General features: G+C 69.2%; 15 protein-coding genes. 6 read left to right on the plus strand and 9 right to left on the minus strand.

Annotated features, from left to right (window positions below):
- The first annotated feature begins 93 nt into the window (after nucleotides 1-93).
- Nucleotides 94-1,284, plus strand: coding sequence for a DUF7373 family lipoprotein (locus tag ACQP06_RS29780; RefSeq protein WP_433668012.1), 1,191 nt, complete (start codon nucleotides 94-96; stop codon nucleotides 1,282-1,284).
- A 33-nt stretch (nucleotides 1,285-1,317) separates the two neighbouring features.
- On the opposite strand, the gene ACQP06_RS29785 is transcribed toward ACQP06_RS29780, so the two are convergent.
- The 6 genes from ACQP06_RS29785 to ACQP06_RS29810 all read right to left on the minus strand — a co-directional run bounded on the left by ACQP06_RS29785 (nucleotide 1,318) and on the right by ACQP06_RS29810 (nucleotide 6,475).
- Nucleotides 1,318-1,800 carry a hypothetical protein gene (locus tag ACQP06_RS29785; protein ID WP_433668014.1) on the minus strand — a complete coding sequence of 161 codons (483 nt, stop codon included), beginning with the start codon at nucleotides 1,798-1,800 and terminating at the stop codon, nucleotides 1,318-1,320.
- A gap of 60 nt (nucleotides 1,801-1,860) precedes the next feature.
- Nucleotides 1,861-2,097 (minus strand): hypothetical protein, encoded by a 237-nt coding sequence (locus ACQP06_RS29790; protein WP_379093743.1) that lies wholly within the window; start codon nucleotides 2,095-2,097, stop codon nucleotides 1,861-1,863.
- 213 nt (nucleotides 2,098-2,310) lie between these two features.
- Entirely contained in the window at nucleotides 2,311-3,972 is a 1,662-nt protein-coding gene (locus ACQP06_RS29795) for an ABC transporter permease (RefSeq protein ID WP_433668015.1), read from the minus strand.
- The gene (locus ACQP06_RS29800; protein ID WP_433668017.1) at nucleotides 3,969-4,904 is read right to left on the minus strand and encodes an ABC transporter ATP-binding protein; all 936 of its coding nucleotides are present in this window, start codon (nucleotides 4,902-4,904) and stop codon (nucleotides 3,969-3,971) included. Before ACQP06_RS29800 ends, ACQP06_RS29795 begins: the two co-directional genes overlap by 4 nt.
- A gap of 40 nt (nucleotides 4,905-4,944) precedes the next feature.
- A complete protein-coding gene (locus ACQP06_RS29805; RefSeq protein ID WP_433668019.1) occupies nucleotides 4,945-5,580 on the minus strand; it encodes a TetR family transcriptional regulator in 636 nt (211 codons plus the stop codon).
- A 247-nt stretch (nucleotides 5,581-5,827) separates the two neighbouring features.
- Nucleotides 5,828-6,475 (minus strand): O-methyltransferase, encoded by a 648-nt coding sequence (locus ACQP06_RS29810; protein WP_379273350.1) that lies wholly within the window; start codon nucleotides 6,473-6,475, stop codon nucleotides 5,828-5,830.
- A 236-nt stretch (nucleotides 6,476-6,711) separates the two neighbouring features.
- Between ACQP06_RS29810 and sigE the strand changes: the two genes are divergently transcribed.
- The 5 genes from sigE to ACQP06_RS29835 are packed head-to-tail and all read left to right on the plus strand — an operon-like array spanning nucleotide 6,712 to nucleotide 10,778.
- Nucleotides 6,712-7,401, plus strand: a complete 690-nt coding sequence (gene sigE, locus ACQP06_RS29815; RefSeq protein WP_433668021.1) for an RNA polymerase sigma factor SigE — start codon at nucleotides 6,712-6,714, stop codon at nucleotides 7,399-7,401.
- Between the two features lie 55 nt (nucleotides 7,402-7,456).
- Nucleotides 7,457-7,861, plus strand: a complete 405-nt coding sequence (locus tag ACQP06_RS29820) for a hypothetical protein (RefSeq protein ID WP_357283308.1) — start codon at nucleotides 7,457-7,459, stop codon at nucleotides 7,859-7,861.
- A 10-nt stretch (nucleotides 7,862-7,871) separates the two neighbouring features.
- On the plus strand, nucleotides 7,872-9,431 hold the full coding sequence (locus tag ACQP06_RS29825) for a S1C family serine protease (protein WP_433668023.1): 1,560 nt from the start codon (nucleotides 7,872-7,874) through the stop codon (nucleotides 9,429-9,431).
- A 13-nt stretch (nucleotides 9,432-9,444) separates the two neighbouring features.
- Complete coding sequence (gene tatB, locus ACQP06_RS29830) at nucleotides 9,445-9,882, plus strand: Sec-independent protein translocase protein TatB (protein WP_379273354.1); 438 nt, start codon at nucleotides 9,445-9,447, stop codon at nucleotides 9,880-9,882.
- A 59-nt stretch (nucleotides 9,883-9,941) separates the two neighbouring features.
- The gene (locus ACQP06_RS29835; RefSeq protein WP_433668025.1) at nucleotides 9,942-10,778 is read left to right on the plus strand and encodes a hypothetical protein; all 837 of its coding nucleotides are present in this window, start codon (nucleotides 9,942-9,944) and stop codon (nucleotides 10,776-10,778) included.
- A 34-nt stretch (nucleotides 10,779-10,812) separates the two neighbouring features.
- On the opposite strand, the gene ACQP06_RS29840 is transcribed toward ACQP06_RS29835, so the two are convergent.
- The 3 genes from ACQP06_RS29840 to ACQP06_RS29850 all read right to left on the minus strand — a co-directional run bounded on the left by ACQP06_RS29840 (nucleotide 10,813) and on the right by ACQP06_RS29850 (nucleotide 14,536).
- Nucleotides 10,813-11,736: a glucosyl-3-phosphoglycerate synthase gene (locus ACQP06_RS29840; protein ID WP_433668027.1), complete on the minus strand. Its 924-nt coding sequence runs from the start codon at nucleotides 11,734-11,736 to the stop codon at nucleotides 10,813-10,815.
- The gene (folP, locus tag ACQP06_RS29845; protein ID WP_433668028.1) at nucleotides 11,733-12,605 is read right to left on the minus strand and encodes a dihydropteroate synthase; all 873 of its coding nucleotides are present in this window, start codon (nucleotides 12,603-12,605) and stop codon (nucleotides 11,733-11,735) included. Before folP ends, ACQP06_RS29840 begins: the two co-directional genes overlap by 4 nt.
- A 161-nt stretch (nucleotides 12,606-12,766) precedes the next feature.
- Nucleotides 12,767-14,536: a long-chain-acyl-CoA synthetase gene (locus ACQP06_RS29850; RefSeq protein WP_433668030.1), complete on the minus strand. Its 1,770-nt coding sequence runs from the start codon at nucleotides 14,534-14,536 to the stop codon at nucleotides 12,767-12,769.
- Between the last annotated feature and the right edge of the window lie 59 nt (nucleotides 14,537-14,595).

Raw genomic sequence — 14,595 nt, forward strand, 5'->3', positions numbered from 1 at the left:
ACACGGTATAGGAGTGGACAGTCGGCGGTCGTTGGCCCGAAAATCTTTCGATAGGGAGCGCTGCCGACGCAGGGCCGCGCGGGAGGGATCATCATGGGCCGTCCGGCGCGTGTCGTCACCGCACTCACCTGTCTCGCCTTGATCGCGGCACTGGCCTCCGGCTGCGGCCGCTCGGGCACCGCCGTCGCCGGCGAACTGGATGTCCGCACCCTCGACACCGGGACGTATCCGGTGAACCGCTACACCTACGACCGCAACAACGGCGGCAAGGGCGCGGCGCTCGAGGGCATCCGCATGACCGCCGCGGTGGCTCCCGCGGTGAAGATCGATCCGGCATTGAACATCGGCCGTGGCGGCGCGGTGCTGGCCAGCGTCGACGATGTGCTCAATGTCAGTCACCTGGCTTCGGCGGTGAAGAACGTGCTGGTGAATCGCGGCTTCGTGGCCGGTTTCGCGGCCAGCGGCTCCGATCGTGAGGATGTCAACGACAATCCGGATCCGAACGGCACCACCATCACCACCCGCGTGCTGCGTTTCCCGACCGCGGATGCGGCGAAGCTGGCGGCCCGTGAGCTGGAGGACGCCGACTTCAGTGTGGCGCTGAACGTCAATCAGAAGCTCACCCTGCCCGACTATCCGGACGCCTACGCGCACTGGCGGCCGGGCGTGCCCACCATCGGAGTCGCGATGGCGCACAAGGATTTCGTGATCTCGCTGTTCATCCTGCGGCCCACCGCCGATCTGCAGGGCCTGCTGTCCTGGTCCAAGAAGACCCTGGACGCGGAGGTCCCGGTGCTGGACGCGTTCGCGGCGACCCCGAACGATCAGATCGCGCAGCTGCCGGTGGATCCGGACCGCCTGCTGGCCCGCACCCTGGTGATGGACCGCGACCACCGCACGGTGGATCCGGACAAGTTCGCGGTGTTCCCGGCCAACTGGCTGGTGCTGCCGTCGGATGATCTGGGGTTCTGGACCAAGCTGGTGGCCGATACCGGCGCGAGCGAGATGTCGGTCGCGGACGGCAGTTTCGTGATTCGGGTGCGCGACGCGCAGGCGGGCGCGGATCTGATGGCCGGGATGATCCGGAATCTGCAGGAGACCACCACGACCGCCGTGGACGACAAGGTGCCGGATTCCCAGTGCGTGCACCGCTCCTCGGACAAGAAGCCCAGCCGCTGCTATGTCCGCTACAAGCAGTACGTGGGCGTCGCGGACGGGGCCAATGACGCAGAGGCGAAGAAGAAGGCGGTCGCGCAGTACGCGCTGCTGGCCAACAGCTTGTAGCGAATCCGGATGCGGCGCTTCGGGCGCCGCATCTCAGAAGCGGAGACGGTCCGCGTCCAGCAGTCGCCACGCCGCGGGCCGATGCGCGCGGTCGCCGCTGGCAACGTCCGGCTCTGCGCAACAACGGCATTCCGATTCCGCTGCCGTGCAGTCGGGTTCGCTGTCGGCCGGGTACGGCGTGGCCGCGCTGCGGGAGACGGTGTGCCGGGCCCGGGTGAGCCCGCCGCGCGGCGTGCTGTCGTCCCGGAACCGGTAGTCGCGAAAACCGAACGGCTGCAGCAGCGCTCGCAGGAATTCCGCGCCGTCGCCGGGCAGCACGGTGCGCTGCTCGCCGAGTATGTCGACACCCTGGTGGTACCAGACCCGCGCGACCAGGCCCTCGATCGGATCCACCGCCCGGAAGGTGGCGCGGCCGTCCGCGGCGAGCCGGAATTCGGCGATGCGCCGCCACTGCCCGCCGTCGCGGAAGTACAACCCGACCACGGCCGGTACCCGCTGACCCATGGGAACCCCCACTCGTCGAACTATTCTCGTGGAGTATCCGGCGACGCCGCCCGGAAACCTCTACGCGACCGATCAGTTCGTGATACCGGGTCTCATCGGGAATCCGGGCGCGGGTGTGCCGGTGCCGCAGAACGGCTGACACGAGCCCGTCGTGGTCGGCACGTAGCGTGATTCGCGGTCGTCGAATCGGGCGCCGCTCACCAGCATGAGCACCAGGAGCGCCGCGCCCAGGATGCCGCCGAACACGACCAGGGCAGGCCACAGCCATCCCGTCGGCAGGTGCACCCCGAGGGCCAGTCCCTCGAACATCTCCCCCACCTCCTAGCGAAAATCGATCCCCTTCTGGGGTACACCCCCGGCCCGGCCCGAATCCACCCCTGGACACTGCCCCTGCACCGCCACCACCGCCCTCCCGCCACACCCGCACCGGCAGCTGATGATTCGCTGCCCGGTCGTCCGTGTCCCGGGCACGCGAACGGCCGCCCCGGATGTCCGGAGCGGCCGTTCGCGGTGCGGTCGCCGTCAGGCCGAGCGCAGGTCCCGGCGGCGGAATGCGATGAGCCCCACCGTGATCAAAGCCACGTCGACCAGTAGCAGCACCACGATCGGGGCGGCGGTGAACGCCGCACCCGGCACCTTGGGTGCGTGCTCGAAGGGGTTCAGATCGCGCAGCCATTGCGGCGCACCGGACAGCGAGCCCAGCAGGAACGCGGCGATCGCGGCGGTCAGCACACCCCAGGCCACGGAACTCCAGCGCGGCAGCAATCCGAACAGGGCCACGGTGATGGCCGCGAAGGTCCACACCGCGGGCACCTGTACCAGCGCGGCGGCCAGGGTCTGCCCCAGCTTGCCGCCGACGTCCCCGGCGGCACGGCCGTAGACCAGCCCGGCGAGCCCGGCCGACACGATCAGGGCCAGCAGCGGCCCGAGCAGCCCGTACGCCAGATGCGATGCCACCCAGCGGGTTCGCGACACCGCACCGGTGAGCAGGGTCTCGGCGTGCGCGGTGCTCTCCTCGGCGTGCAGCCGCAGGGTGGCAGACACCGCGTACGCGGCCGCGCCGACCGCGACCATGGTGAACGCGTAGTTCACCATCGCCTTCTCCAGTGAGTCCGAGCCGCCCATGCGGGTGATCAGGTCCTTGATGGTCTGGCTGGTGCCGAGCTCGTCGCCGATGCCGTGGATCACGCTGCCGATCAGCAGCCCGTACAGCCCGAGCCCGATGGTCCAGGCCAGCAGGGTGCCGCGCTGCAACCGCCACGCGAGTCCGAACGGACCTCTCAGGCCGGGCCCGGCGGCGGCCGCGCCGGGTCGTTCGGCGATCAGGCCGGCGCCGATATCCCGGTGTGCCAGTAGGTAATACGCGGCCACGGTCAGCACCGCGGTGGCGGCCAGGTGCAGCAGCAGGATGGCGAAGTGGTCGCCCGCGTACGGCCGCACCTGCAGCGACCAGCCCTGCGGCGAGAGCCAGGTGAGCGGACTGGTCGGCCCGTCTCCGGCACGCGCGTCGCCGATGGCCCGCAGCGTGTAGGTGACGCCCAGCACCGCGAAGGCCAGCCCGCGCGCCACCCGCGCGCTCACCGACAGCTGCGCGGTGACCGCCGCGACGGAGGCGAACACGATGCCGGACGCGGCCAGCGCCAGCCCGAACGCCAGCGACCCGGTCTTCGCGACCGACGTGCCCGCGAGACTGACGAATCCGAGCAGCCCCGTCGCCAGCGCCGCGCCGTAGGTCATGATCAGCACCGCGGTGAGGCCCGCGAAGCGTCCCACCCGGGTGGCGGCCAGCAGTTCGGTGCGGCCGGTCTCCTCGTCGGCGCGGGTGTGCCGGATGACGGTGAGGATGGTGGCGATGCCGATGAGCGTGTGGAACATCCCCGCCTTCCAGATGCCCACGGCCCCCAGGTCGGTGGGGTTGTAGACGGGCCCGTACATGGCGAGCTGGGCGGGGCTGGCGAGGATGCTGGCCGCGAAGTGCGCCAGATCCTGCGGTGTGCCGTACACCTTCTCGATGCTCTTGATGTAGACGCTGCCCAGCGGCAGCGACAACAGCAGCACCCACAGCGGCAGCACGATCCGGTCGCGCCGCAGATACAGCCGCAGCAGCTGCCCCGTGCCGGTGAAATCCGCGGCACGCAAAGGTGATTCGGCGATGCGGGGCGCGGTGGCGGTGACGGCGGTCATTTCGACACCTTCTCGCGCTCGTCGGCGGGCGCGCCGCCGTCGAGCGAATAGTGGCGCAGGAACAGTTCTTCCAGGGTCGGCGGCTGGCTGACCAGGCTGCGCACCCCCGCGTCACCGAGCACCCGGATGAGTTCGCCGAGGTGTTCGCTGTCGACCTGGCAGTGCAGGGTGTTGCCCTCGACGCTGATGTCCTCGACGCCGGGCAATCGGCTGAGATCGCCTGGGCTGCCGGTCATCTCGGCGGTGATGGAGGTGCGCGACAGATGCCGCATCTCCGCGAGCGTGCCGGTCTCCACCGTCTTGCCGGCCCGGATGATGGTGACCCGCTGGCACAGCTTCTCCACCTCGGACAGGATGTGGCTGGACAGCAGCACCGTGGTGCCGCGCGCCACCGCCTCGGCCACGCATTCGCCGAACACCTGCTCCATCAACGGGTCCAGGCCGGAGGTGGGTTCGTCGAGCAGCAGCAGTCGCGCGTTCGACGAGAACGCCGACACCAGCGCCACTTTCTGCCGATTGCCCTTGGAGTAGGTGCGCGCCTTCTTGGTCGGGTCCAGCTCGTAGCGCTGGATGAGTTCGGCACGCCGGGCCTCGTCGATGCCGCCGCGCATGCGGGCCAGCAGGTCGATGGTCTCGCCGCCGGACAGCGAGGGCCACAGCGTGACATCGCCGGGAACGTAGGCGATGTCGCGGTGCAGCGCCACGGCGTCGGTCCACGGGTCGCGGCCCAGCACCCGGGCCTCGCCCGAGGTGCGGGACAGGATGCCGAGCAGGACGCGGATGGTGGTGGACTTCCCGGCCCCGTTCGGCCCGAGGAAGCCGTGCACCTCGCCGTGCGCGACCTCGAGGTCGAGGCCGTCCAGCGCGCGCACCTGCCCGAAATTCTTGTGCAGGTCCCGGACTTCGATCGCCGGGGTGGCGGGAGTGGTCATCGAATCTCCTTGTAGAAAAACGATTGTGGGAAGCCGAGGGCTATTCGGCTTGCTGTTGGAGGTAGGCGTCGAGCATGGTGCGGTCCGCCAGCAGACCGGCGCTGTAGAGTTCGAGCGCGGGCAGCATCATGTGATCGGCGTACTCGCGCAACGCCTTCCGGAAGTCCACGGGTCCGTCGTGCTCGGCCGCGTACAGCTGCAGGAACATCATCATGCCGCCGCCGTTCTGGGTGGCGATGTAGCGCGCCATGGCCGGGATGTCGGAAACAGCCCGCACGGTGCCGGACGCGATCCCGGCCCGCAGGTACAGCTCGGTGTCCTCGACCATGTGCTCGAAGAAGTTCCGCAGCAGTGGCCCGCCCGCCTGGAGACTGCGCATCAGGTAGGCCATCAGCGGCGCGAATTCCTCGATCTCGGCGAGCTGCCGCATCGTCGCGGTGGGCGAGGGGTCCTGGACCGACTCCAGTTTGGCGGCCTTGACGGTCGCGCGTACCTGGTCGTCGCACGCCTCCCGAAGTCCGTCCTTGGACCCGAAATAGTGGATGACCAGCCCGGGCGACACCCCGGCGGCGGTGGCGATGGCACGCACGCCGACCCCGAACCCTTGCTCCCCGAACACGGTGATCGCGGCGTCGCGAATCCGCGCCCGGGTGGTCAGATCGTCGATTGAACGCACGTTCAATAGATTAAACGCTCGTTCAATGCGAGCGCAAGAGGGAGCGCGGGACCCATTCGGTCCGATTGGTCATCAGAGAAATCTGGCGTGCGCATCGGGGATTTTCCGCGCGCGGACAAACGCCTGTGAGCAATGATCCCCGTGCGGACTATCGCCGGGCGGAATACCCCGGCGACGTCGAAATCATCACCGGGCGTGGGGTTCTCGCCCCGCGCGCTGGAATCTCAGCCGCGCGAGGCACCGGATCTCAGCCGCGCGAGGCGCAGAGCAGGCCGTCCCCGACCGGGATCAGCACGCTGGTCAGATCCGGATCCTCGGCGATCGCCCGGGTGGCGGCGCGCACGGCCGTGGTCTGCGGGTCGCGCTGGTTCGGATCCGGCACCCGCCCGCCCAGCAGCGCGTTGTGCAGCAGGATCGCCCCGCCCTCGCGCAGCAACCGCACCGCCTGCGCCACGTACTGCGGGTGCTCGAGCGGCGCCGCGTCGATGAAGACCAGGTCGTAGGCGCCGTCGGCGAGTCGGGGCAGCACGTCGAGGGCGCGGCCGTTGATGAGCCGGGTACGCGCGGGCGCGATCTCGGCCGACCGGAACGCCTCGCGGGCCGCGCGCTGATGCTCGGGCTCGGAGTCGATGGTGGTCAGCGTGCCGTCCTCGCGCATGCCGTCGAGCAGCCACAGCCCGCTCACCCCCGCCCCGGTGCCGACTTCGACCACGGCACGCGCCCCGAGCAACTGGGCGTACATGCTGAGCAGCGCGCCGACCGCCGGCGCGATCGGGGCGGCGCCGAGTTCGAGGGCGCGTTCGCGCGCGCCGACGAGGATGTCGTCCTCGGCGACGGATTCCTCGACGTATTCGAGGTTGCGCTGCAGGTTCTGTGCCGCGGGAGTCAGGCTCACGCACTAGAGGCTAATGGCGATACACCGGTAAGGCGTGGCGGTGACCGGCCGGTGTGGCGATTTTTCTCAGGTGTCCCTCAGCCTCTGCATACGGCTGCCACATCACGACCGGCCAGAGTAATGCTCACGCCAGGCCAGCGACCGCGGTCTCGGGGAACGGGAACAGCCGATCGAACGGATGGGTTGACACCGGTAACCGAGGTTCACGGTCCCGAGTAGGAGGTAACCCCATCCACATGGTCGACGCGGCGCGTGAACACGCCAACACCCTGCACCCGCAGATTCAGCCGCACGACAGCGACTCCCCGCTGGACGGTGCCTTGCTGCTGTCCCCCGCCGACGACGAGGCCGCCCTCACCGGGACCGCCGCCTTCGACGCCACCGGCGATCGCAATGTCATGCCCACCTGGGACGAACTGGTCCGTGAGCACGCCGACCGCGTGTACCGCCTGGCCTACCGCCTCACCGGTGACCCGCAGGACGCCGAGGACCTGACCCAGGAGACCTTCATCCGGGTCTTCCGTTCGCTGCAGAACTACCAGCCCGGCACCTTCGAGGGCTGGCTGCACCGCATCACCACGAACCTGTTCCTGGACATGGTCCGCCGCCGCAACCGCATCCGCATGGAGGCGCTGCCCGAGGACTACGACCGCGTCCCGTCCGAGGGTCCCGATCCGGAGCAGGCCTACCACGACGCCAACCTGGACCCGGATCTGCAGTCCGCGCTGGACTCGCTGGCCCCGGAGTTCCGTGCCGCCGTGGTGCTCTGTGACATCGAGGGTCTGTCGTACGAGGAGATCGGCGCGACGCTGGGCGTCAAGCTCGGCACCGTGCGCAGCCGCATCCACCGAGGACGTCAGGCACTGCGCGAGCAACTCGAGCATAATGGGGTGGAGCGGCGCATCGCCGCCGAGCAGATCGGGTGACCCGCGGGCAGCGCTCGCCCGAAGAACTCGAATCGTCCGGAAGGGTGTGCAGCGTATGAACGGCGAGGACCGACCGCACCGTCGTCCCCCGCGTTTCGCCCCCACCGAGCATCTGGCCAGTGAGGCCATCGCCGCCTACGTGGACGGCGAACTACGGATGAACGCGTATCTGCGTGCCGCCCACCACATCTCCGTGTGCCGCGAGTGCGCGGCCGAGGTGGACGCCCAGCAGCAGGCGCGGATCGCGCTGCGGCAGTCCTCGGATCAGATCTCCGCGCCGCTGAGCCTGCACGACACGCTGAGCCGGATTCCGCGGGCGCTGTTGCAGGAGTGCGCCAATCACCCCGCGCCGGATCCGGCCGATCGGGATCGGGGTCCGCTGGCGCGCGGCATGAGTTCCTTCGGGCTGCGCCAAGATTCGTTCGACAGCAGACGGTGGACCTCGTGGTGGCGCAAGTAGAGTCCATAGCGTGACCACCGAATCGAAGAACACCGGGCCCGAGCCCGACCGGGAGGCGACCTCCGATTCGGCGGCCGATCGGGGGAACCTGCGGCCGTCGGACGCACCGGTGCTGGGGCCGCGGCCGGTGTACCGGCCGCATGTGGACAATCACACCGCGCGCGCTTTCCGCCGCCCGAACGGCCAGAACGGCTCGTTCGCGGCCCGCACCGCGGGTGCGGCGGCCGCGGCAGCGGCGGGAGGCTCCGAGATTCAGAACCGGCCGCCGGATTCGGTGCTGGCCGAGGCGTTCGGGCGTCCGGAGGGTTCGTCCGAACTGTTGCAGCGTGATCCCGAGGCCAAGGGCGAGAGCGCCGCGCCGAGCGTGCCCGCCGACCCGTGGCGGGATCCGAATTCGGCCGCGCGCCTGGGCACTCCGGCCGTGCCACAGCCCCCGGCGCCGCCGCTCACCCCCGGACCCAAACTGGGTGCGCGGGAGGTGCTGTTCGGTGGCCGGGTGTCGTGGCGGGCGCTGTCGCTGCTGGCGGCCATCGCCGCGGTGATCGGCTTGATCGGTGGTTTCGTCGGGGCCTTCACGGGTTCGTCGGCGTCGGCGCTGACCTCCCGCAAGGTGACGCTGCAGTCCGCGCCCGCGGCCCCCGAATCGCACAACCAGATCACCAAGGTGGTCAACGCGGTGATGCCCGCGGTGGTGACGGTCCGCGCCTGGCTGGGCGACACCGGTTCCACCGGTTCGGGCGTGGTGATCGACGGCGAGGGCTACATCGTCACCAACAACCACGTGATCTCGCTGGCCGCCAATGACAAGTCGGGCAAGGCCAAGCTGGACGTGGTGTTCTCCGACGGCCAGCGGGTGCCGACCCGGATCGTCGGGCGCGACGTCAAGACGGACCTGGCGGTGCTCAAGGTCGACGTGAAGAACCTGTCGGTGATCCAGCTCGGCAATTCCGGTGATGTGCAGGTCGGCGACGAGGTGCTGGCACTGGGCTCCCCGCTTGGCCTGGAGAAGACGGTCACCTCCGGCATCGTGTCGGCGCTGCACCGGCCGGTGAAGGTGGGCGGCGAGGGCACCGACACCGACGCCACCCTGGACGCCGTGCAGACCGACGCCGCGATCAACCACGGCAACTCCGGTGGCGCGCTGGTGGACATGCAGGGCCGGCTGATCGGCATCAACTCGGCCATCAAGTCCGAGAGCGGCGGTTCGGTGGGCCTGGGCTTCTCGATCCCGGTCGATCAGGTCAAGCGCATCTCGCAGGCGCTGATCCACAACGGCGAGGTGTTCCACCCCATGCTGGGCGTGAGCGCCAAGACCAAGCTGGTCGCCAATGACGTGATGAGCGGCGCGGCGGTGGCCGACGTGCAGGCCGGCGGCCCGGCCGCCAAGGCGGGCATCGTCGAGGGCGACGTCATCGTGAAGGTCGGCGACCGCGACGTGTCGGGTCCGGAGGAGCTCACCGTGGCGGTGCAGTCCCACGAAATCGGTCAGACCGTGAACGTGAAACTCATTCGTGACGGCCGCGAGGTCGATGTTCCGGTGACGCTGGAAACGGATCAGAAGGACAAGTAGGTAGCCTGTACTCGTGTTCAGCAATATCGGCTGGGGCGAGATGCTCATTCTGCTTGTCGCCGCCCTCGTGATTCTGGGTCCGGAGCGACTGCCGGGTGCCGTTCGCTGGACCGCGCACGCCTTGAAACAGGCTCGCGATTACGCCACCGGCGCTTCCCAGCAATTGCGCGATGAGCTCGGCCCGGAATTCGACGAGATCCGGAAACCGTTGGAGCAGTTGAACGAACTGCGGAGTATGAATCCCCGTTCGGTGGTGACCAAACACCTGCTGGACGGGGACGACTCGATCCTGAACAGCTTCACCGACCTGACCAAATTCGACAAGCCGGGCAGCGCCGCGAACAGCGGAAACGGTTCCAGCAATACCGGATACGGCCCGATTTCCATGCCGCCGGAACAGAAACCACTGGAGCGCAACGAACGTCCGCCGGTGGATCCCGACGCCACCTGAGATCAATTATGTCTACCGGACTTGACGCATGATGCTGTCCAGCTATCTAGACTGCGCACATGTCGGCCGACGAGGTGGCCCGGGTATTCGCGATCGAGGACAAGGTCGAACGCCTGAAAGCCGCCACCGAAGGCGTGGCAGCCGCGCAGCAGCAGATCAATGAGCTGACGCGCATCCGCCGCGCAGTCATCCGCGAACTACATGCCGAGGGCTGGACGTTCGCCAGAATCGGTGCGGCCGCGGGCCTTTCCCGCGCCCGCATCCATCAGGTGAGCACGCAGGGCCCGGTACCCGAGGGCCTGTTCTTCGGCCACGGTCCGCTCACCATCCTCACGCCGGACGTGCGCAGCACCACCCGCTCCATGGCCCTGGTCGGCGCGCCCGACGCGGCCGCGCCGCACCGGCTGGTGGAGCTGCTGCGCGAGCTCGGCTTCACCGCGAATGTCCAGCGGTTCCTACCCGGCCGCCCGCTCGATCTGGACCGGGACGGCCTGATCGTGCTCGGCGGGCCCGAACTGTCACCGAGCCTGCGCTATCTGGTGGCCGCCGATCCCCGGCTGCGCCGCACGGTGGCGCGGGCCGGCCGGGTGCGGCGGGGCATCGAGGACCGGGCCGCGCGGCGGGTCTATCGCCCAGGCGGCACCGAGCCCTACGACATCGCCTACCTGGCCCGCCTCCCCCGCCCGGACGGCAAGGGCAGCGTGCTGGTCATCGACGGCCTGCATCCGCCCGCCTCCTTGGGGGCGATCCGGCTGCTGGCCACCCGGCTCGCGACTTTGCACGAGCGGGCGGCCACCCACCCGTTCTCAACGGTGGTGGGTGTCCGCTACGACCGCTCCACGGGGGAACCGATCGAGGCGGACCTGCTCACTCCGATCTATCGCCACGATCGCTGACACGGGTCGGGTCCGAGACCTCGGGCCCGGCGTCTCAGGCCGCGGCCTCCTCGGAGCGCAGGGTGTTCATCGGCGGGCGGTCGGCGAGCGAGACGTCCGTCGTATTCGCGATGAATTCGCCTGCCACCATGGGGAATTGGGTCAGCGCGGCGCCCGAGTCCTGGATGCCGCTGCGGCCGAGGACGGTGCCCAGGATCTGGCGGCTCATGACGCCCAGGTCGGCCAGCGGGCGGTTGCGGTGCTGGCGGACACCGAGATTCACCTGTCCGATGGCGGAGATGCCGAGCAGGTCGTAGGTGTCGAGCAGCAGGCCGATCTCCACGCCGTAGCCCGGAGCGAAGGGCACCGCGGTGAGCAGTTCGCGGGTGCCCGCGTACTCGCCGCCCAAGGGCTGCAGCACATTCGAGAGTTCGGGGCGCAGCGCGGCCAGCAGCGGCCGGGCCACCAGTTCGGTGACGCGGCCACCGCCGTGGTGGTCGACGGATTCGCCGGTGCGCAGCGGGCGGCGGTAGTACGCCTTGACCAGGTGCATGCCGTCGACCGTGAGCAGCGGGCCCAGCAGCTTCGGCACGAAGTTCGGATCGGGGTCGATGAGGTCGGAGTCGACGAAGGCGATGAGGTCGCCGCTGGTGACGGCCAGCGACCGCCACAGGCATTCGCCCTTGCCGGGGACCGGGTCGAGTTCGGGGACGGCCTGTTCCCGGGTGACCACGCGGGCTCCGGCGGCCTGTGCGCGGGCGGCGGTGGCGTCGGTGGACCCGGAGTCCAGGACGACGAGTTCGTCCACCAGCGTGCCGAGCAGGGGCCGGATGCTGGCCACCACGGCGGCCACGGTGGCCTCCTCGTTGAGGGCGGGCAGGACGACCGAGACGGTGCGGTCACCCTTGGCCGCGACGAGTTCGGGGACCGACCAGTCGGGACGGTCGAAGGTGTTGGTGTTCACCCAGTCTGTTTTCATGCGAGACCTCGCAAAGTACGGGCGGGTGGGCGGTGACCCTGAATGGCGGCGATCATGTCCACGACCCGGCGGGTCTGGGCCACCTCGTGCACTCGGAAGACGCGAGCACCCGCGGCGGCCGACCAAGCAGTCGCTGCCAATGTGCCCTCCAATCGTTCGGACAGCTCGACACCAAGAGTCTCTCCGATGAAATCCTTATTGCTCAGCGCCATCAAGACGGGCCATCCGGTTTTCACAAGAACGTCTATCGCCCGCAACAATTCGAGCCCGTGGTAGGTATTTTTCCCGAAATCATGGGTCGGGTCGATCAGAATCGAGTCCTTGGCCACCCCGGCCGCCGCAGCATTTTCGGCCGCGGCCACCACCGTCTCGGTGACCTCGGTCACTACATCGGCGTACCGCACCCGGTGCGGACGGGTCCGCGGAATCGCGCCCCCGGTATGTGAACAGACGATTCCCACACCCAGTTCGGCGGCTACGCCGACCAGTTCCGGGTCCGCGCCCGCCCAGGTGTCGTTGATCAGGTCCGCGCCCGCGGCGACCGCGGCCCGCGCCACGCCGGCCCGCCAGGTGTCGACGCTGATCAGCAGCTCGGGATAACGCTCGCGGATAGCCGCCACGAACGGCACCACCCGGCGCGACTCCTCCGCGGCGTCCACGTCCGACCCGGGCCCGGCCTTCACCCCGCCGATGTCGACCAGATCCGCGCCGCCCGCGACCGCGGTGTCCACGGCCCGCAGGGCGGCCTCGTCGGTGAACGTCGCGCCCTTGTCATAGAAGGAGTCCGGCGTCCGGTTCACGATCGCCATGACAAGCGCCCGATCCGTCGCCACCGGCTTCCCGCACAATGTCGGCAACGGCGCACACATGCCCCCGACTGTACTGTGTCTAATTTGCCCCTCCGCTTCGCTCCGGGGCGGTTCGCGGCCCTGGAGGTCTCGTTCTTCCCTCCCTCCGCTCCTCCGCTGCGCTCCCCCGCTCCACTCAGTCCAGAACGAGACGGGCCGCGAACGCCCAGCGAGTCTGAGAATCAACCGCGCGGAACGTTGCCCGCAGCGACGTCGGCCACGTACTCGGGATAGGCCGGAACATAGCCGTCAGCGCGGCCCGCAAGGACGTAGAGCGTGCTCTCGACGTCCGGGGCATAGCCCTGCTTGCGCAGTTCGACCTTCCGGTTCTTGAAGGTGGAGGTCTGCTCGAGTTCCGGCACTACGCGGATGAACAGCGGGACCGCGTAGGTGGGCAGGCGGTCGTAGAGGGCCTTGGCGGCGACCTTGCCGTCGAAGTGCGCGTCCTCGTGCAGGGTCACCGCGGCCATGCCCGCCTTGCCGTCCGTGCCGGGGATGTCGACGCCGTAGACGACCGCCTGGGTGACCTCGCCGATGCCGTCGAACGCGCCCTCGACCTCGGTGGTGGCCACGTTCTCGCCCTTCCAGCGGAAGGTGTCGCCGAGCCGGTCCACGAAGGCGATGTGGCCGAAGCGCTGGTCGCGGACCAGGTCGCCGGTGTCGAACCAGCAGTCGCCGTCCGCGAAACCATCACGCACCAGCTTGGATTCGGTGGCGGAGGCGTCGGTGTAGCCGTCGAACGGCGAGCGGTCGGTGACCTTGGCCAGCAGCAACCCGACCCCGCCCGCGGGCACCCGGCGCAGCCGGCCGTCGGGGTGGCGCAGCGCTTTGCCGGTGGCGTCGTCGTATTCCACGATGGCGAAGGGCAGCGGGGTGAATCCGGCGGTGCGGGCGACCGAGAAGGCGTTGATGAAGGCGACGTTTCCCTCGCTGGCGCCGTAGAACTCGACGATCCGCGCGATGCCGAACCGCTGCTGGAACTCGTCCCACAGTTCGGGCCGCAGGCCGTTGCCGACGCACAGCCGGATGGTGTGCTGCCGGTCGGTGGGCTTGGCGGGCTGGTTGAGCAGGTAGCGGCACAGTTCGCCGATGTAGACGAAGGCGGTGGCCCGATTGGCGATGGCCTCGTCCCAGAAGCGGGTGGCCGAGAACTTGCGGCCCAGCGCGAAGGTGGCGCCGCCCGCGATCACCGAGGACAGGGCCACCGTGAGGGCGTTGTTGTGATAGAGCGGCAGGCAGCTGTAGAGGGTGTCCTTGCCGTCCAGTCGCACGCCGAGCCCGCCGATCCCGGCCATGGACTTGGTCCAGCGCATGTGGGTCATGACGCTGGCCTTGGGCAGGCCGGTGGTACCGGAGGTGAAGATCAGGTAGGCGCGTTCCTTGGCCGTGATCTGTTCGGTGACAGCGGGATTCGAGGGGTCGGCGGTGGCGGCCTCGGCTTCCAGCTGTTCGGTCCACAGCAGGGCGGGTCGCGTCTCGGTGAGGGTGTCCAGCGCGTCGGCGCACTCCTCGCCGATGACGTCGAGCACCGAGTTCAGCAGGCCGAAGCTGTGCTGCAGCACCACATCTCGCTGATTGTGGTTGAGCAGGCCCGCGGTGGCGCCGAGTTTCACGGTGGCGAGCACGGTGAGCAGCGCCTCGGGCCGGTTCACCATGAGGATGCCGACCACGTCGCCGCGCGTGACGCCGTGCGCGGCGAGCACCTTCGCGTACCGATTGACCAGCGCGTTGGCCTCGCCCCAGGTGTATTCGCGCCCTTCGAATCTCAGGAAGGGCCGGTCCGGGTGCTTGGCCGCGCCGCGCTGGAAGAACAGCCCGATCGAGGCCTGGTCGCCGGGTTTCACCATCAGGTGCCCGACATTGCGGACCATGCCGGGGGCTTGCATCGCCATGCCGGGCAGGGCGCGAACCAGGTCGAGCAGGCTCACCGTCGATCGGGCGTCGGTACTCACTTCGTTGTGCTCCTCACCGGGTCGTGCGCACGCCCCGCTCTCGTGTGCCTACCCTGACC

Origin of the sequence: Nocardia sp. CA-136227 (assembly GCF_050955695.1) — a bacterium.
Classification (GTDB): Bacteria; Actinomycetota; Actinomycetes; order Mycobacteriales; family Mycobacteriaceae; genus Nocardia.